Below are 18,728 nucleotides of genomic sequence, written 5' to 3' on the forward strand. Positions count from 1 at the left end.
CTAACTCATTCACTTAACACAAATTATTATTTCCCCTTTTCAACCCAGTTTAATTAACCACACAAAAAGTCAGTGTTTCAGTTCTACTAGTTTCATTTCAACATGTGACATAGATCGCATAAAAAAAACCTTTACTCGATAAAAACTGTCTAGTCTTAAATTTGAACCAAGTGCACAAAAATGATCAAAAAATGGAACTTCTCTCTGGGCGATCATCAGCACGTAATCAAAAAGAATAAACAACGTGAGGGCTAAATTATGTTTATTATCAAACAACTAATAATAAAATCATGGTGTGAAGTTTGTGCATTCCTTTACGATAACAAAGGGGCTTCTGGTATTGAGTACGCCATCATCGCCACCATTGCCGCGATTGCAATTGCTATCTTTGCCACTGGTGATGACAATATTGCCGATCGTATTGAAGGGATTTTAAATACCGTTAAAGACGCGCTACCAGGTACTGGTACTGGTACTGCTATTGATGGTTAATAATAGTATGTGAACTATTAAATTTGTTTTTATTTTTTATTGGGTTGCTGTTAGTCGCAAGTCTTTACGATATAAAAACCATGAGGGTACCTAACCTACTCAGTTTTACTCTCATGTTATTGCCTTTAATTTCTTATGTTTTTTATTCTGAAGTGAATATTAACTTTGACATTAACGCCATACTCGTAACACTGCTACTAACCGTACCCGGTTATTTAAAAGGCACTTTCGGGGCGGCGGATATAAAAATACTGCTGGGTATATCGTGTATTCTATCATTATTAGATATGCTAATTTTTCTTAGTGCTTGTTTTATATTGTTTATTATTTATAGCTATCTCTTTTTTAATAAAAGACAGGAAGCCCCTTTTGTTCCTTCTCTGTTTTTTACTTATGGTGCATATGGTTTTATTACCCTGTAATAGGAGTAGATATGCTTCGCTTACGAACTTATCACAATGGATTCAATAACAAGCAAGCAGGATCAGTCGCAATAGAAACCGTTTTTCTCTTGCCTATTATCCTTATTTTGCTTTTTGCCATTATCCACTACTCCATGATTTTTTTTGCGGCTAGTTTATTTAACCATGCGGCAAAAGAAGGCATAAGACATGCTGTCTCTTATGTGGATGAAGAGTGCTATTTTTCCTCAGCAGGCTGTCAAGATGAAACCTTATTGGTTCAAATTAAACCGGTAGTACAAACCCATGCACTACAAGTCATCAAAGGGTTTGCCAGTGAAACATCCGGTGATGAATGGACTCTGTTTGGCGTCACGTTGCCCGATAAAGAAGAGCTGATCACATTGACCACAATTGAAGGGGGGGGCTGCTGTAAGGTCATCATTAATTTGCCTAACTATCATTCCACCCCCTTTTTACCGCTAAACATTATTGATGGGCTCATTCCCGGAGAGGGATCGGTTTTTCCCAACCAAATCATGGCATCAGCAGTATTGAAACTGAATTAGGAACACAACATGGACAGTCATATTAATAAAACTCAGTGGCTAAAAATTACCGCCGTGACGCTATTTATTCTGGCCTTAGTGTTTGCGGTATTAGGGTATTTAAGCCATTCCAATGCATCCGTTGGGCAGGAAAACGAAGCCGAACGCCCACTCTATCAGGGTTGGAAATTTAGTCAGTCGCTTCCTGCTGGGCAGTTAATTACAAGAGACCATTTGGTTCCTTTTGCTACGCTACAAGCGAATACACAGATGCTTTCTTCACCTGAAATGGCCATCGGCAAACGCCTGACGCGTGCCGTGACGCAAGAAACCTTACTCACCCAAAACTTGCTCGCTGAAGTGCACCCCATTATGGGCGAATTGCCGGAAAATTATCGAGCCATTGCCATCCGAGCGAATGAAGTGATGACCGTTGGTGGCTATCTACAACCCGGCGATCGGGTTGATATTATGCTGCTACTAAAACCCAATAAAGAGTCTGGGTTACACACCACGGCGAGAAGGGTCGCCAGCCATGTTTTAGTCCTCGCGGTGGGCGAGCATGTCACAAATGCAGAAGGAGCTCACCGAGAAGCCAATGCTAAGTCGGTCGTCCTCTCCATCCACGAAAGTATCGCTCCGCTTATTCTTTTAGCCGATAGCGCAGGAGAATTAAGACTTGCGGCAGTCGGCAGCCAAGAAAGAATGCGGACTGAAAACGTCATCGCTTCGTCTGCTGAGCCAACACTCACCACACTTGAGGCCGCCAGTATTTCAGATTCGACTTCATCAAAAAATACAGCCGACCCACTACATTCACACTATACGGTGGATCTAAAACGCTTCCAGTCCCCCTCTTCCAAACCTAGCCCAACCAAGGCGGTTAAAACGGCTCGTTACCGAGAGCCCGCGAGCTACATTGAAATTATTCAAGGCAGTGAACGTTCAATGGTTAAGACTAAAAACGAGTGGAGCAAACAATGAAAATAAACCCCATATCAACCTTATTCATTGCTCTCTTTCTTTTGTTATCAATGAAAAGCTATGCAAACCAAACACTCTCGTTAACCCAAGGGATGCAAGATCACTTCGTTGTCACCGATGCGGCCATTGTTAGAGCGGCCGTGGCAAACCCAAACGTGGTGACTTTAGATGTGATTGACAACTCAACACTATTACTGACCGGGCATTCGATTGGGAAAACCTCTCTTTTGGTCTGGAAAAAAGATCAAACCTACCCCAGTAAACATACCATTGAGGTTCAACCCAATACGGTTCGTCAGTCTGGGATACAGGTTCAAACCGATATTAAAGTGGTAGAAATCAGTAAATCAGCATTAAAAGAAGCAGGTTTTTTCTTTGGCAAAAGTGGTTCCAACACCACCATTGGTGTTGGCTCTTCCAATGCATTAGCCGGGGGGGATTTTGCAGGAGGTGCAGGAGGATTGCTGAGCAATAATAACTTTTCGCCACTCTCTGAGGCTTTTAACGTGATCATTGGTGATGCTTCTAGAGGCATACTCAGCTCAATCAGTGCGCTTAATGCGAATGGGTTTGCTTATACCTTAGCCGAACCGAGTTTAGTCACCATGTCAGGACATACCGCCACTTTTCTTGCAGGGGGCGAGTTTCCATATCCTAAAAGTTCAAAAGACGGCGAAATCAGCATTGAATTTAAAGAGTTTGGTGTCCGGCTCAACCTATCACCGACCGTCTTACATGATGATCGCATCATGATTAAAGTTGCCCCTGAAGTCAGCGAACTCAACTACCACAATGGGGTCAGTAGTGGAGGCGTTATTGTTCCTGGGCTGAGTGTTCGCCGTACCGATACCACCGTACAGCTCGGTGATGGTGAAAGCTTTGTGATCAGTGGCTTAATTAGCAGTAATACGATGAAAAATTCCGACCGCTTCCCAGGGTTGGGTGACATTCCCATTCTGGGCGCTTTTTTTAGCTCTAACCGCTTAGAAAAAAACGATAAAGAACTCATGATGGTGGTTACACCACACCTTGTGAAGCCTCTGGCTAAAGATGCCAAACTTCCTCCTCTACCGGGGGAGATCTACCGTCAGTACCAGCCTGATTTTATTGGTTTGGTGTTCTTACAAAGTGAACCCGAAGATTTACCCAGCGGAATCGGTTTTTCAAACTAAGCGTAAGGATGGCTCTATGCAAGGAATCAATTGGTTTAACTCTTTAGGGCAAACGACATACACCCCATTAGATCTCGAACTTAAAGCTCGTTTACACAAGTATGTGCTTGAACGGATGGAAGACGATGGCATTCTTTTTGATGTCTCTGTTTCCGAGAAGAAGAATATTTTACTGCCCATTACCTCCTATATTCAGCAGTACGTTGAAGATCAAGCGTTAGATCTCGCCTTCCCTATGGATGAGTTGGCCCGGGAATTATTAGATGAAATGGTCGGTTATGGCCCTATCGAAAATTTGCTCAGAGATCCCAGCATTGATGACATTTTGATCAATGGCCCCAAACATGTTTTTGTGGAAAGAAATGGCATGCTAGAGCGAGTCAACCACCACTTTCTTAATGATGAACATGTCATTCGTGTGATCCGCCGTATGATTTCCCCATTGGGCAGGAGAATTGATGAATCAAACCCCATGGTTGATGCCCGCTTACCTGATGGAAGCCGAATTAATGCCATTATTCCACCACTGGCACTCGATGGTGCATGTTTATCCGTTAGAAAATTTAAACAAGATATTTTGACTGCCGAGTTTTTGTTGCGAAACGGCAGCCTTTCAGAAGAGATGCTGTCCTTTTTGCAACGCAGTGTTAAAGCTCGTTGTAATATTTTAATCAGTGGCGCAACAGGGTCAGGCAAAACAACCTTACTCAATGTACTCAGCCAATACATCAATAGTCATGAACGTGTAGTAACCATTGAAGATGCGGCTGAATTACAGCTCCGCAACGATCATGTTGTCCGACTAGAGACTCGCCCACCCAATTCGGAAGGCTGCGGTGAAGTCACCGCTAGAGAACTGCTTAAGAACGCATTAAGAATGCGCCCTGACCGCATTATTTTAGGAGAAAGCCGAGGGGGTGAAGTGCTCGATATGCTTCAAGCCATGAATACCGGACACCTTGGTTCCATGAGTACCTTACACGCCAATTCCCCCAGTGATGCCTTAATTCGTTTAGAAATGATGGTCACCTTGGCTGGGTTTCATTCCAGTGAAACCTTCATTCGTAAAGTTGTCGCGTCTGCTATTGATATGATTGTACAAGTCAGTCGCTTAGCCAATGGGAAACGTGTCATCACAGAAATCGTTGAAGTTTCTGATGTAAAAACCACCAATATCACCACCAAAACCTTATATCGCTACTACCCAACTGACCATCACTTTGAACAGACAGCAAGCCCGTCTCCGCTACTGTCCACGCAACTGGAGGTGGTAAAATGAGTGCGCTCTATCTACTCATCGCTTTTATTACCATTGGAATGAGTGGCGTTTGTTTCTATTTAGCCCAAAAGAACAACATAGATGATGCGGTGGTTGAAAACACGGCGACCCAGAAACGTGCCGCACAAAAACACGCCCATTCTATGGTTACGATGGAGCGTTTACAGCAATTAGGGTTTAGTCGCTCACCACTGAAAAACATCTCCTTACTTGGCTTGCTGCTTGTCATTAGCCTGTTTTTTGCACAACCATTGGGTTGGATAGGTTTAATAGTCTCTTTTATGACGGGCCTGTTTATGACATTTGCTATTGCTCAATGGCGACGGAGCAATATTAAATTACGAGTGATCCAGCAACTACCCTCATTCGTCGATCAAGTCAATCGACGCATTAAAGTTGGGTTAAGTGTCAACCAAGCGATTGAACAATCGTCTAAAACAACAACCGCACCACTCAAAACCATCTTAGCGCGGGTGGCGCATCGACGAGCCCTTGGCATTGAGCTGCAAGACGCTTTCCATAAAGAAAGTGTGATCACCGGAGTCTCTGCCTTTCGTTTGCTTGGCTCTATCTTCAATATCAATACTCGCTATGGTGGCAGCATTAATGAGTCATTGGATAGCTTAGTTAAATTACTACGCCAACAAGATCTCAGCCGTCGAGAACTCAAATCCATTACTGGAGAAACTCGAATTACCGCTTGGGTGATCGGCAGCGCCCCCATCATTGTTAGCGCCTATATGATGATGCAAAACCCTGAATTGCTGATCAACATGTGGGACTCCCCAGAAGGACAAAAAGCCTTGGTTCTTGGTATCACCATGCAATGCTTAGGGGTCATTTTGATTTGGCGAATGTTTCGAACCTTATAAGGATAAGCAGTATGTTCAATGTACATGTCTGGTTGTCGCTGACTTGTTTTCTTCTATCGGTGATCTTCTATGCGCTAGCTCGCCGAGAAGTTCGCCTGCTTTCTGTTCAAAGCAAACCCCAGCGTGAAGTATTACTTCAGCATACTCAGCAATGGTGGAATCACTCTAAACAAAACCATCAAAAAAACCTTTCCAATATCATTATTGCGATGCGCCAAGCTGGCTATATTAGCAACCGCCAGCAGATCCTCTGTCTGCTGAAAGTACTTGTGGTTTGGGGAAGCCTTGTCCTGATATTTTCAGGGCAACAACTCCTCACTTCCGATTCAATGCTTAAAACCATTTTGTATTGCTTGCTGTTCATCACTTTTGGTTTTTGGGCCTCCATTCGCTGGTTTCGAATCCAAGCACAAAAACGCGCCAGAATCATTGATGAGGAAATGCTCATCACCATTCATTTAATGTCCATTCTTTGGCAAGTGGGTCTTTCTTTAGAAAGTATGCTGCGTGCTTATCATCAAGAGGCCAAAGATCTAACCCCTGAAATTTGTAAAGAAATTTCACTGATTTTGGCTCGTATTGATGCCGGACAAAATCGAGAATGGGTCTTTCGAGATATGGCTACCTTGAGTTTATCCATTGGTTTTCAAGATTTATTAACCATGCTTTCTCAAGCAGCAGACACGGGGGGAGAGCTGAAAAAATCGTTCCAATCATTATCTGAATTGATCTACGAACGAAAACGGGTCGCTCTGCAAGAAAAAGTGACCAAAATGTCCGGAAAAATCTCCGTCACGATGATGGTGCTGATGTTTCCAGCCCTATTCATTATCTTAGGGGGCCCCGCCGCCTTAGCACTAATGAAAGCTTTTGGAGGTTAAATGAAGCCTATTCTACCTTGTTTTCTGATCATGCTAATCACAGCATGCAGCCAAACCCCCACGACCGTAACGCAAAGTGTGGGGGCTTGTGGAGAATCGTTTTCTCCAACAACGGGGCTACAATTTTCAGCGGCACAGCAAGCTTTTGAGAGCCAGCAGTACTTTTCAGCTCTCGCGTTATTGCAGGAAATAAAAGGAGACTACATCACAAAAGATTCTCTTGAGGCTGACGCTTATTTAAAGACTCAGCAATGGGATAAAGCGCAGCAAATCTACATTATGCTGTTAACGACTTGCTTAAAAGGAAAAGCAGCCCATGGTTTAGGGTTGATCGCCAGTTATAAAAGCCAATATCCAGAAGCCTACCAATGGCTCAGCTTAGCGGTCTCCATTGAGCCGTCACAGTCAAACATTCGTAATGACTACGGCTTCATTCTGCTCTTAACCGGTAATAATGATGAGGCAAGGAATGAATTTCTTACGGCATTGGAGCTTAACCCGCGAAATCAGGTCGCGGCCAAAAACTTGTGGATGCTACTACACCGAACAGAGCGCCAGCAAGCGGCATCAAGCCTTCAACAACGCTTTTCATGGTCAGAGCAAGAACATCAAAAACTGGCCAATGCAGCCAATAACTTTACCCCTTTAAGTATTGCGGAGATGGAAAAATGGAAAAGACGTTAATATTACTGCTCCTGATTGCGCCTTGGTCATTGAGCCAAGCGGCACAGCCAAAAACCGCGGCTAAAGTTTCACAACCAGATCAATCAGAAACACGCCTTTGGCTTGAGTTGCAAAGAAAAAACACCTCAGCCACTGCGTATGATGACCAACTTTCTGCCGAAGCAGCTAAAGCGGCACAAGCCAGAATGGTCAAAAGCTTTACTCACGAGATTCCAGAGAAATTTATCAAAAATAAATTTGGTGAATAATGATGAAACGGTACACCCAAGATGGGGCTATTACGCTTTGGTTAGCAGCCGCCCTCATGAGTTTGGTCCTATTTAGCGCAGCGGCGCTTGATTTAGCGCGGTTGACCTTTCAGCGTCAACAATTGCAATCTGTTGCGGATATGGCCGCCATGAAAATTATGCAGAACAATCCTCATTTTCTCGCGCAGCAGCAAAAAGCCTCAATGGAAGCTGAACTGCTGGCTGAATTTCAACCTGAAATTGACGATATCCGCATTGCTTTGGGGCGAGCCCGCATTGTCAATAATCACTGGACCATCGATACCAGTGAAACGCCTGAACATGGCTATTCAGCCGCGAAAGTAGTCGTTTATAAAACCGTTCCACAAAGCATGATTGCCGGTGGGCTATTTAATAACCAAACCATGACCTTAACCGCCGAAGCCGCTACCCATAAAAATGGTTTTCTACGCTTTGCAATGGGATCTTATTTGGCTCAGATGTCACTCAAAAAACCGCAAGAAAATGACGATGACGATGAAGCTGACGGTGAAGCTAAACGCCTCAATAACCTTTTTAATATTCTATTAGGTACAGATCTCAACCTAACCGTAGCCAGCTACCGAGGGTTAGCTCAAAGTACCATTCGGGTGGGGTCTGTGTTAACGGAGCTTGCACTCAATCTAGGGTTAGGTAGCCCGCAAGAAGTATTAGAAACCCAAATATCCCTAAGGGATATCTTAACGACTTACCTCAATGTGCTCAGTCGTGAAGAAGCCGACTCAGAGGGGTTGAATCAACTCCTCAATAAATTGGCACTGGTGCAAACCGTTCCTAATATCACCTTAGGTGACATCCTTACCCTATCAAAAACCAATACAGATGGGGCAGCTCTCAACACCTCTCTCAATGCTTTAGATCTCATCACCTCCACCATTTACGCATCCAATGCTCAACATTTTGTTGAAATTCCAGAGACAGGGATTGATATTACAGGTGTTTCCAAGGTTACGGTGAAGACCAATATTATCTCTCCCCCCAGCTATAGGCTTGCCACACTACCGATTATTTCTGGGCATGAACCCGAGATAAAAAATGCTCAAGTTGAGTTGGAATTATCGGCTGACCTTGAGCTACTCGATCACCTCACCGCTCTCACCTCATTGCTTGGTTTACAGGTGGATGCCTCTCCAATCACTATGAGGGTTAAGACTTCAGAATCGAAGGCAACATTGATGGGGATTACCACTCAGCAAGACCATTTTTCTGCCGACTTTATGGTACATAGTTCGTTAGCCTCTGTGATCGTGGAGCCGATTATAGTTGATATACGCCTCCTTTCCCTCATCAACTTAACCGCCACTCTAGAAGTTGAAGTCATCAATGAAGATCCTGAACCCCACTTGGTCACGCTCGCATTTACCAACCATATTGACTCTGCCCCCTATTCCCATATCACCAGAGATAATACTTTTGATACCCATATTGATATTAGATTGGCAGGCCTTGGCACCTTACCGGGAGTAAGTGAGACACTTAGCAGTGTGGTGGGAGAGGCTCTCTCGACTATTTTGTCAAAGATCATCACCCCCCAATTAGATGTATTAGGAATTGACCTTGGTGGTGCGGATATTTGGGTTGAGTCGATCAATACCTCTTCAACGGGGTTGATCATGTAGTCAGGTCATACACTTTCTGCATTTATCCTGATCAAGCGCTAACCATCGCCCAAAAGCTTTGCAAACTTGCTCACATTTTTCACCCTTCCTTACTTCTACGCCCTAAATTGATGAGTAAGGGAGGAGTTAAACATCGCTCAGTTTCCCTACCCTAGTCATGACTTCATTTAGTAATGGTTAGGTTTTCGATGATGTATGCAGACCATAAACCCAAACGTAAACAGACCGTCTATCAAGTCTTCACTCGCCTATTTGGTAATACCAATAACGCCAATATTCCTTGGGGAAGCCAAGCACAAAACGGGGTGGGAAAATTCAGTGATTTTACCCCACGAGCACTACAAGCGATTGCCGAACTGGGAGTGAGCCATATCTGGTACACGGGTGTGCATCATCACGCTTTGGTGGCCGATTATCGTCAATTCGGTATAACGTCTGATCACCCAAGTATTGTCAAAGGTCGAGCAGGTTCCCCTTATGCGGTGAAAGATTACTACTCCGTTAACCCAGATTTAGCGGATGATCCTTCTCAACGTAATCAAGAGTTTTTCGATTTGATTCAACGCACCCACCAAGCGGGAATGAAAGTGATCATTGATATCGTTCCGAACCATGTTGCGCGCCACTACCAAGGCTTAAATAACCCGGATGGTGTGTGTGATTTTGGCGCAAAAGACGATACTCGCGTTGAATATGCGCGGGATAACAATTTTTATTACCTGCCAAAGAAAGCTTTTCAACTGCCAGACTTACCCAGTGAACGTCAACCACTGGGTGGCAAAGATCATCCTGATTTGGCTCAGCCTTATCGTGAATATCCAGCGAAATGGACAGGCAATGGTTCACGCCAAGCACAACCTGATGCTGAAGATTGGTATGAAACCGTTAAAATTAACTATGGAATAACCCCAGAGGGAGAGAAGGACTTTCCTCTCCTGCCTGAGCGTTACCGTTGGCTCTCTTATCACGATCATTTTGCGTTTTGGCAAGATAAATCCGTGCCTGATTCATGGCTTAAATTTCGAGATATTGCACGGTATTGGCTCCATCAAGGGGTGGATGGTTTTCGTTATGATATGGCAGAAATGGTGCCCATTGAATTTTGGAGTTTTATGAATTCAGCCATTAAACATGAAAATCCTGATGCCTTCTTAATGGCTGAAGTCTATCAACCCTCACTCTATCGTGATTATATTCAACTTGGGAAAATGGACTATCTGTACGACAAAGTCGATTTATACGATGGTTTGAAAGCGATTATGCAAGGCTCCGCCTCAACCGAAATCATTGGGGCACTTGAATATCAAATGCGTGATATTGAGCATCACATGCTGCATTTTTTAGAAAACCATGATGAGCAACGGATCGCCTCTCCCGAGTTTGTTGGTGATGGCGATAAAGCGCGACCCGCAATGCTCATTTCAGCCTGTTTATCCAGCGCGCCCACTTTGATCTATTTCGGCCAAGAAGTCGGAGAGCCAGCAGCAGAACAAGCTGGATACGGGCAACCCTCTCGCACCTCTATTTTTGATTACATTGGTGTACCCGAGCACCAAAAGTGGATGAATGGAGGCAAGTTTGATGGTGGGCAGTTAAATCACCAACAACGCGCTCTACGCCAATTCTATTGCCAATTAATGAACTTGGTCCAAGACAGCCCAGCATTAATGGGCGACTATCACGACTTATACGCAGAAAATTGGCCTAACTTTGCCAAAAATAAGGATACGCTGTTTGCTTTTGCCCGCTCTAATTCTGAACAAAAACTGATTATTGCTGCCAATTTCAGTGCTCACCACACTCAAACCGTCAAACTGCAATTACCGCACAGCCTTGTTCAGCACTGGCAATTAACGCAGGGTCAACACACCGCATTCGATCATCTAAATCAGCGCCTTTTGACTCTCAAAGTCTGCGAACAAGAAGCGTATTTGATGCTAGATTTCACGCCGCTCTCAACGCATTTTATTGAATTGCACTGAGCTCACTCTTATATAGGAGATTGGATAATGAACATCCCTTTTCTTTTTCACGGCCAAACCGACCATTGGGTAACTCGCAAAGATAACCAATTAACGCTCACACTGGCAGTGGATTCAGCCTTCCCATCGACCAAGGTACTGGTTCGCCATGAGCCAGATAACGAAGAAGTGTTAGTTGAAATGCATAAAGTTGGGGGAACCGACCGACTGGATTACTGGCAAGCCCGTATTCCGCTTAACCAAGACCGTCCTGTGACGCATTATCTATTCAAAGTTTTATACCCTAAAGGTCAATGGTGGTTAGATGCCCGATCAATATCAGCCCGTATGCCGGGGCGAGATTACCACTTCAAATATAATGCGCAGCATCAGCCACCAGAATGGGTCTGCAAACAAGTCTTTTATCAAATATTTCCAGATCGCTTTGCTAATGCTAACCCAGACATCAGTGTGAAAAACGGTGAATATGCGCTTAACGGGGGTAAAAAACCGGTGATCGTGAAACCGTGGGGAACGCCCGTCGATACCCATCAAGGAAATGGGGCGAGTGAATTTTATGGGGGCGATTTATATGGTGTGGAAGCCAAGCTCGACTATCTGCAAACACTGGGAATCACGGCACTCTATCTTAACCCTATATTCCATGCGCCCAGTAACCATAAGTATGACTGTATGGATTACTATACCATCGACCCACATTTGGGCAGCAATGAGCACTTTGCTCAGTTATGTCAAAACTTGCACCAGCGTGACATGAAAGTGATCCTTGATGCGGTATTTAACCATACCTCCACCGAGCATCCGTGGTTTAATCTGCAAGGCTGGCATCCACAGTGCGGAGCCTATCAATCGGTAGACTCTCCTTATCGAGACTATTATTTCTTTAATGGTGATGGTCAGGAGTATATCGGTTGGAAAGGCATTACTAGCTTACCGGTACTGAATTTTCAGCATCCTGAAGTTAAAGCCACGATTTATCAGGCAGAAGATGCCGTTATCAAGTATTGGTTAAAGCCACCTTATCAAATTGATGGATGGCGGTTTGATGTCATTCACATGCTTGGCGAAGGCGAAGGGGCCAAAAATAATGCCCACTATGTTAAAGCGTTTCGAGAAGCGGCCAAACAGGTCAACCCTGAATCTTATGTCCTAGGTGAACACTTCTTTGAAGCCACTCAATGGTTACAAGGTGATCAAGAAGATGGCGCCATGAACTATTACGGGTTTGCTCACCCCTTACGTGCTTTGCTCACCAAACTTGATATCGCTTTTGATCCCATTGATATTCACGTACCACAATTTCTTGACTGGCTCATGGAGGCAAGAGCAAAAATACCGTGGGCCAATCAATTGGCTCAGCTTAATCAGCTCGATAGCCATGATACTGCACGCTTTCTTGAATTAGTCTCAGGCGATCAAGCCTTATTCAAAATCGCCAGTACCCTACTCTTTACCTACGTGGGAACCCCTTGTCTTTACTATGGAACCGAAGTGGGATTAAGAGGCAGCCATGATCCGGATAACCGCCGTTGTATGCCTTGGGAGAGAGTGGAAACATCTCCTTACTTTGCTTTTTTCCAACAATTGATTGCCCTAAGAAAAGAGTCCATCGCTCTACAAAAAGGCGATTTTTATCTCCTATATCAAGCTTCTGATTGCTTTGTTTTTGCGCGGCAATATGCCAAACAAGCCGTAATTGTTGGAATAAATTTAGGTGAACAATGCGACGTAACCTTACCCTTATGGCAACTCGGTTTATCGCAAGGGGCTTTTCATCACTATAACCAGCCACAACGTTATGAGTATCAGCAAGGGGAGATGAAGGTCAATATTCCGGCTCGTCACAGTATCGTACTCATCGAACATGAGTAAGCTTTCAGGCCAGCGTATTGGCTGGCCTGAAAACCTGCCCCAAATTCACCAACCATAAGCTTCTTGTTACATAAAGACGTTCAAAACAAATCGACAACGTATGCAACTAAACTCAATCCCTATCAAAACATCAGAAAAACTTAGAATTACCAGAAAAACCTGACAAGCCATTTTTGTTTCTTTCGGTCAGAATCACACTTTCCTCACACCTTCCCTGTGTTATTCCTCTCTATCTCACCACAATTGGTTGATATAGCGAGCCATGAGAAACAAACAAAAATGAAGTTAAAATACCAAGCTTATATTCTTTCCGGGATAATTTTATCGGCCATGATGGCCTTGACCATCAGCGGCTTTGTCATCAGCGACATGGATAATAATGTTCGCGTTAAAGAACACTTCCAAAGTGCTTACCAAATTCTGACAGAAGTCGAACGTATGGAGCAAGATGGAACGCTTTCTCGTGAAGAAGCTCAAGCTCTTGCAACCCGAGTTATGCGTGCCAATGTATATCGTAATAATGAATATGTTTATGTTGTTAATGACAGCATGCAGATCATGGCTGCACCATTAGACCCTCAATTACATGGTACCAACTTTAATGATCTTAAAGATGTAAACGGTAAAGGTTTAGGCCAAGTAGTACAGGAATCACTCAGCAACTCAGGTAATAAACTGGTTGAATATTCATGGCAACAATCCACGGGCAACTCTTCTGAAACAAAATACTCTATCGCCCAAAAAACCCCACTTTGGGGATGGATTGTTGGTACAGGTGTGAGTGCGAGTGAAACCAGCTTTGTTTCTAATTCACAAACATCGCTCACCATTAGCCTTGTATTAGCATGCATCATTCTACCGCTATTGGTCTATGCAACGAAAAAAATACTGACACAAATCGGTGGCGACCCATCAGAGGTTCAAGAAATTATTCAACAAATTTCAGCAGGTAATTTGCATAGTTATTTTGAAACCCTAGCACCGAAAAAGAGCATTCTTCGTTCCGTTCAAGAAATGAGCATATCGCTAGCGCAGTTGATTGAGAATCTAGATGCCTCCATGGCTAAGCTACGCCTTGATCTTGAAAGTACTGAAACAAGATCAATGACAATTGCCAATCTGACTGATGAGCAACAACTGTCTACAACTATGATTGCCGCAGCCATGACAGAAATGGTCGCTTCATCCACTCAAGTGGCAGCATTGACAAAAGAAACGGTAGAAAAAACGACAGAGGCCGATCAACAAAGCCAACACACAAAAGTAATTATTAATAACACAGTTACGAATATCAAAGGGCTCTCTTCACAATTACAACGAGCGAGTAATGCACTTTCTACGCTTGATTCTGATGTCAATAATATTGTCGGCATTCTAGAAGTGATTGGAGATATTACTGAGCAAACGAACTTATTAGCCCTCAATGCAGCAATAGAAGCCGCCAGAGCAGGTGAACAAGGTCGAGGGTTTGCTGTCGTAGCCGATGAGGTTCGCAACCTTGCAGGGCGAACCCAAGCCAGTACCAGAAAAATTCAAGAAACCATTGAAAAGTTACAAGAAGGCTCAAAAAATGCGATTCAAACCATGCAGATCTGTGCTCAAACCAGCACAGAAACCGTGGTGGAGTCAGAGCATGCCTCTGACGCATTAGAAGATGTGGTTCTTGCGCTAGAAAGCATTTCGTCCATGAACCTGCAAATTGCAGATGCCGCTGAAGAACAAACGCAAGTGAGCAATGATATTTCACAGCAGCTTAACCAAATTGAAGAGCATGGCACCAATTTAGGCCATATTGTACTAGAAAGTCATGCCAGTGTTCAGTCACTCTCAGTCCTAGGTGCTGAAGTTGAAACTTGGATAAGTAAGTTTACTGTCAAAAAATAATATCTCATTAAGTGTTATCGCTGCTGTTTTAGTCAGCATCACGATAAGGGCTCCCCATGCTTTGGGGAGCCCTTAATCATTCTAACCATTGAACAAAACAAAGTGTTAATAAAAACCGTTATTTCATCCTTAATTAGCCGCTTTGTGAATGGTTTAAAAAAGTAAATTATTCATTAAAATCAATAAATTAAACAAATGAGACTTTAGTCACAAAAAAGCATTTCAAGCGTAGAAGATTTAATCGTTCGGCGTGAGGGTTGACCATGATCAGTATGTAACCCATATTTTACGTTCAAGATCCTATGCGTTCGATTCCATAAGCATAGGTAAATTTATGACAACTCCTGTTCCAACAGAACACAAGGTAACGATTGGAAGTTATATTGCTCTGGCGTTTGCTGTTGTGTTCTTCTCAGGCTTACTACAATCAAATCAGTGGTACGGTATTTTTGACTTTACAACGCTCAATGGTGCGTTTGGTAACGTGGCTTACGATGTAAAAGAAACAGCGGAAGGGGTTCAGGCAATGAGCACTTCTTTCCGCGGTATCGGCGGTAGTGGTGCGCGAGATGGCTTTATCTTCGCACTGACGCTAATCCCCACGGTAATGTTTGCCCTTGGTATGATTAACGTACTAGAGCATTACGGTGCACTCGATGCTGCGCGTAAATTGCTGACGCCTTTACTACGCCCTTTGATGAATATTCCAGGGAATACAGGGCTTGCGTTGATTGCTTCACTGCAAAGTACAGACGCAGGCGCAGCAATGACTCGTCAATTAAAAGATGAAGGTCATTTAACTAAACGTGAAACCGACGTATTCACTATGTTCCAGTTTACTGCTGGTGCAACCATCGTAAACTTCTTCTCTTCCGGCGCGGTGTTGTTCACTCTTACTATGGCTGACGGTTCACTGGCCGTCACTTCATCCATCGGTTTAGCTGTTGCCGTTATGTTCGTCTTTAAGATAGTTGGAGCTAACGTGTTTCGAGTCTACCTAAACCTAACGGAAGGCAAAGGAGATAGCCAAGACAACACGAATCAAAACAAACCACAAACGCTAAAAGAAAAGGCAAAAAAATGAGTGAAATAAAAACAAAAAAGCCGATTGTTACCGATATTTTTATTGAAGGAGCAAAAAAAGGCTGGGTAATTGCTACCACCTCTACCGTTCCTAACGTTCTGATGGCGTTTGTTATTATTAAAGCGCTGCAAATCACAGGCACTCTAGATTTAATGGGTAATGTCTTTTCACCTGTGATGGCCATATTTGGCCTACCAGGTGAAGCGGCGGCCGTACTCATCGGCGCTTGGATGTCTATGGGTGGCGCAGTTGGTGTAGTGATCAGCTTATTTGACCAAGGCATCTTAAACGGAACTCACATTGCTATCTTAGCTCCAGCAATCTATCTCATGGGTTCACAAGTACAATATATCGGCCGAATCTTAGGTTCCATCAACACGGAAGGCCGTTACATTCCCGTGATGATTGCTATCTCAGTATTGAACGCATTCGGTGCAATGCTAGTCATGAACCTGTTCGTTTAGGAGTCTGTAATGAAATTTTCTCTTGAGCAATATCTGGAAGAATTGAAACCCTTGATCAACGTTGATTGCGGCACTTATACCCTCAAAGGGATTGAGTTTATCGCAAACCAATTTGAACAAAAATTTCAGGCGATGAATGGCTGGAATGTCAAACGTGTAGATTGCGGCAAAGCAGGTATTGGGTTAGAAATTCGTAACCAACCTGATGCTGAACATATTGACATAATGATGATTGGTCACATGGACACCGTATTCCCTATCGGCACTGCAGAAGCTCGGCCAATGTCGCAAGATGCAGAGAAAGCCTATGGCCCAGGCGTGTCAGATATGAAATCAGGCCTACTTAACATTGTGTACGCGCTACGTCATCTTGAGCAAACGGTACTGGATAAATTGTCCATCTGTATCTGCATGAATCCAGATGAAGAAACGGGATCAAATGATTCGGTGGAATGGATTCAATCAGTCGCCAAAAATGCCAAAAATGTATTGGTGGCAGAAGCGGCACGTGCGGATGGTGGTTTAGTGAAAGCGCGCAAAGGTATGGCAGGCTATAAAATTAACTTTAATGGTATCGCTGCACACGCGGGTAACGATCCAGAAAAAGGTCGTAGCGCAATCACTGAAATGGCTCACTGGATCATAGCCATTAATGCTATGACCAATTTTGAATCGGGTACCACATTAAATGTAGGAGTCGTATCGGGAGGGGCTGGTGCCAATATTGTGCCTGAAAATGCTCAAGCAGCAGTGGATATTCGCTTCTGGAACAACGCCGAATATGACGATGTTAACACTAAGCTACACAACATGGCACAAACCCCATTTGTTGATGGTGTTAAAGTAACGATTGAGCGTGAAGCTTATAAGCCATCGATGGTGCCGAGTGAACAGACAGAAGGTTTAATGCACCTTGTTGAAAGCGCCGCCCAAGAACTTTCTATTGAGCTTAATTGGCACGCAGTCGGTGGTGGTTCAGATGCTAACAACACGGCTATTCTGGGCATACCAACACTCGATGGCTTAGGCCCAATCGGTGCCGGTTTCCACAGCGATCAAGAATACTTGTTACTCGAATCTATCGAACCTCGTATTCGTATGCTAATGCGTGTGTTAGAAAAGCTCGCAGCTTAACCACTTAGTGTTCATACAAAGCCCCGTGGAGCACAATAAACACGGGGTTTTTACCATCTATATTTTATTACATATGGTTTATCAAGATTTCGAGCATGTATGAGCCGTCCCTTTCCTGTGGAAAAACAACCCAGTTAAGTTGAGAATATTTTATGGCTTTTGGAGCAAGAAGTGAGTCGACATCAGATTCAGTTTGTACCAAGCCTTTCATATCGTTGACCATATAATCATAGATTAATACTAGAACGCTCACCCGCATTGAATGAGAGTTCTATCGTATAAATTTTGTGGCTAGTTTTTAGAGCAGGAATTTATAACCCAGCGAAATCATCAGTAGACTAAGTGATACTGAAATGGTTCGTTGAATCAGTTTGGCGCCATACTTCATTGCTGATGAACTACCAACATGGTTACCAAATAAATTCATTGCTACTAAAGGCATTGCCAGCATATATAAAACGTTACCTGCAATCATGAAGGCGAATAACGCGCCGATGTTAGAGGAAAAGTTAAACAACTTTGAAGTCGCTGATGCTGAAACTAAATCGAACCTAAGTAAGTAGTGTAACGCCAGAATTAGAAAGCTACCGGTACCAGGACCAAAGAATCCGTCATAGAAACCAATTACAAATACAGCAGTTGGAACACCAAATAAAATGACTGTTTTATTAATTGGAGCTGAGTTATCTTCATTGCGATTCTTCTTCGGAATGAACGATAAAATTATTCCGAAAGGGAGCATAAAGAGAATAATTTTACCGATAGTATCGGGATCAAAGTAGAGAATAGTTTGTGCACCCGCGTACGCACCGATGAGGCCTGCTGGGATACCAGTTGCCACGGCAGTCCAAATTACTTTTTTATTTCGTATAAAATTACGTATTGCTGCGATAGTACCTAATGTGCTGACAATTTTTTCTTGTCCAAGAGCTAATTGAGGTGGCAATCCAGCAAGGATAAAAGATGGAACTAAGATTAATCCTCCACCGCCGGCTACTGAGTCAATGAAACCGGCCGCAAAGGCCGATACCATTAGTGCTATTAGTATTAAAAGTGTAATGTCGTTACCGAAGAGTTCCATACTGAAAA

Annotated in this window: 18 protein-coding genes; 17 read left to right on the top strand and 1 reads right to left on the bottom strand. The window is 43.6% G+C overall.

Annotated elements, in window-relative coordinates; all coding sequences use genetic code 11:
• The first annotated feature begins 258 nt into the window (after positions 1 to 258).
• From EXA13_RS09480 to EXA13_RS09555, 17 genes are all read left to right on the top strand, one after another.
• The gene (locus EXA13_RS09480; protein ID WP_238132952.1) at positions 259 to 492 is read left to right on the top strand and encodes a Flp family type IVb pilin; all 234 of its coding nucleotides are present in this window, start codon (positions 259 to 261) and stop codon (positions 490 to 492) included.
• Between the two features lie 23 nt (positions 493 to 515).
• The gene (locus EXA13_RS16975) at positions 516 to 914 is read left to right on the top strand and encodes a prepilin peptidase (RefSeq protein WP_430794484.1); all 399 of its coding nucleotides are present in this window, start codon (positions 516 to 518) and stop codon (positions 912 to 914) included.
• An 11-nt stretch (positions 915 to 925) separates the two neighbouring features.
• Positions 926 to 1,462: a TadE/TadG family type IV pilus assembly protein gene (locus EXA13_RS09485; RefSeq protein ID WP_238132953.1), complete on the top strand. Its 537-nt coding sequence runs from the start codon at positions 926 to 928 to the stop codon at positions 1,460 to 1,462.
• Between the two features lie 9 nt (positions 1,463 to 1,471).
• A complete protein-coding gene (gene cpaB / locus EXA13_RS09490) occupies positions 1,472 to 2,425 on the top strand; it encodes a Flp pilus assembly protein CpaB (RefSeq protein WP_238132954.1) in 954 nt (317 codons plus the stop codon).
• Positions 2,422 to 3,597 carry a type II and III secretion system protein family protein gene (locus EXA13_RS09495; protein WP_238132955.1) on the top strand — a complete coding sequence of 392 codons (1,176 nt, stop codon included), beginning with the start codon at positions 2,422 to 2,424 and terminating at the stop codon, positions 3,595 to 3,597. Before cpaB ends, EXA13_RS09495 begins: the two co-directional genes overlap by 4 nt.
• A 16-nt stretch (positions 3,598 to 3,613) precedes the next feature.
• Positions 3,614 to 4,876 carry a CpaF family protein gene (locus EXA13_RS09500; protein ID WP_238132956.1) on the top strand — a complete coding sequence of 421 codons (1,263 nt, stop codon included), beginning with the start codon at positions 3,614 to 3,616 and terminating at the stop codon, positions 4,874 to 4,876.
• A complete protein-coding gene (locus EXA13_RS09505) occupies positions 4,873 to 5,748 on the top strand; it encodes a type II secretion system F family protein (protein WP_238132957.1) in 876 nt (291 codons plus the stop codon). Before EXA13_RS09500 ends, EXA13_RS09505 begins: the two co-directional genes overlap by 4 nt.
• 11 nt (positions 5,749 to 5,759) lie before the next feature.
• Positions 5,760 to 6,629 carry a type II secretion system F family protein gene (locus EXA13_RS09510; RefSeq protein WP_238132958.1) on the top strand — a complete coding sequence of 290 codons (870 nt, stop codon included), beginning with the start codon at positions 5,760 to 5,762 and terminating at the stop codon, positions 6,627 to 6,629.
• Positions 6,630 to 7,313, top strand: coding sequence for a tetratricopeptide repeat protein (locus tag EXA13_RS09515; protein ID WP_238132959.1), 684 nt, complete (start codon positions 6,630 to 6,632; stop codon positions 7,311 to 7,313).
• Positions 7,298 to 7,561 (top strand): DUF3613 domain-containing protein, encoded by a 264-nt coding sequence (locus EXA13_RS09520; RefSeq protein ID WP_238132960.1) that lies wholly within the window; start codon positions 7,298 to 7,300, stop codon positions 7,559 to 7,561. Before EXA13_RS09515 ends, EXA13_RS09520 begins: the two co-directional genes overlap by 16 nt.
• The gene (locus EXA13_RS09525) at positions 7,561 to 9,219 is read left to right on the top strand and encodes a pilus assembly protein TadG-related protein (protein WP_238132961.1); all 1,659 of its coding nucleotides are present in this window, start codon (positions 7,561 to 7,563) and stop codon (positions 9,217 to 9,219) included. The genes EXA13_RS09520 and EXA13_RS09525 overlap by 1 nt, the downstream gene beginning before the upstream one ends.
• A 188-nt stretch (positions 9,220 to 9,407) precedes the next feature.
• Positions 9,408 to 11,201 carry an alpha-amylase family protein gene (locus EXA13_RS09530; RefSeq protein WP_238132962.1) on the top strand — a complete coding sequence of 598 codons (1,794 nt, stop codon included), beginning with the start codon at positions 9,408 to 9,410 and terminating at the stop codon, positions 11,199 to 11,201.
• 27 nt (positions 11,202 to 11,228) lie between these two features.
• Positions 11,229 to 13,073, top strand: coding sequence for a maltodextrin glucosidase (malZ, locus tag EXA13_RS09535; RefSeq protein ID WP_238132963.1), 1,845 nt, complete (start codon positions 11,229 to 11,231; stop codon positions 13,071 to 13,073).
• Between the two features lie 279 nt (positions 13,074 to 13,352).
• Positions 13,353 to 14,957 carry a methyl-accepting chemotaxis protein gene (locus EXA13_RS09540; RefSeq protein WP_238132964.1) on the top strand — a complete coding sequence of 535 codons (1,605 nt, stop codon included), beginning with the start codon at positions 13,353 to 13,355 and terminating at the stop codon, positions 14,955 to 14,957.
• Positions 14,958 to 15,291: 334 nt separating this feature from the next.
• Positions 15,292 to 16,041, top strand: coding sequence for a nucleoside recognition domain-containing protein (locus tag EXA13_RS09545; protein ID WP_238132965.1), 750 nt, complete (start codon positions 15,292 to 15,294; stop codon positions 16,039 to 16,041).
• On the top strand, positions 16,038 to 16,505 hold the full coding sequence (locus EXA13_RS09550) for a YjiG family protein (RefSeq protein WP_238132966.1): 468 nt from the start codon (positions 16,038 to 16,040) through the stop codon (positions 16,503 to 16,505). Before EXA13_RS09545 ends, EXA13_RS09550 begins: the two co-directional genes overlap by 4 nt.
• Positions 16,506 to 16,514: 9 nt before the next feature.
• Entirely contained in the window at positions 16,515 to 17,639 is a 1,125-nt protein-coding gene (locus EXA13_RS09555) for a M20 family metallopeptidase (RefSeq protein ID WP_238132967.1), read from the top strand.
• Between the two features lie 298 nt (positions 17,640 to 17,937).
• Here the strand turns inward: EXA13_RS09555 and EXA13_RS09560 are convergent, their stop codons facing one another.
• Positions 17,938 to 18,720: a sulfite exporter TauE/SafE family protein gene (locus EXA13_RS09560; RefSeq protein ID WP_238132968.1), complete on the bottom strand. Its 783-nt coding sequence runs from the start codon at positions 18,718 to 18,720 to the stop codon at positions 17,938 to 17,940.
• Positions 18,721 to 18,728 lie beyond the last annotated feature (8 nt).

Origin of the sequence: Vibrio cincinnatiensis, from assembly GCF_022113815.1 — a bacterium.
GTDB lineage: Bacteria > Pseudomonadota > Gammaproteobacteria > Enterobacterales > Vibrionaceae > Vibrio > Vibrio cincinnatiensis_A.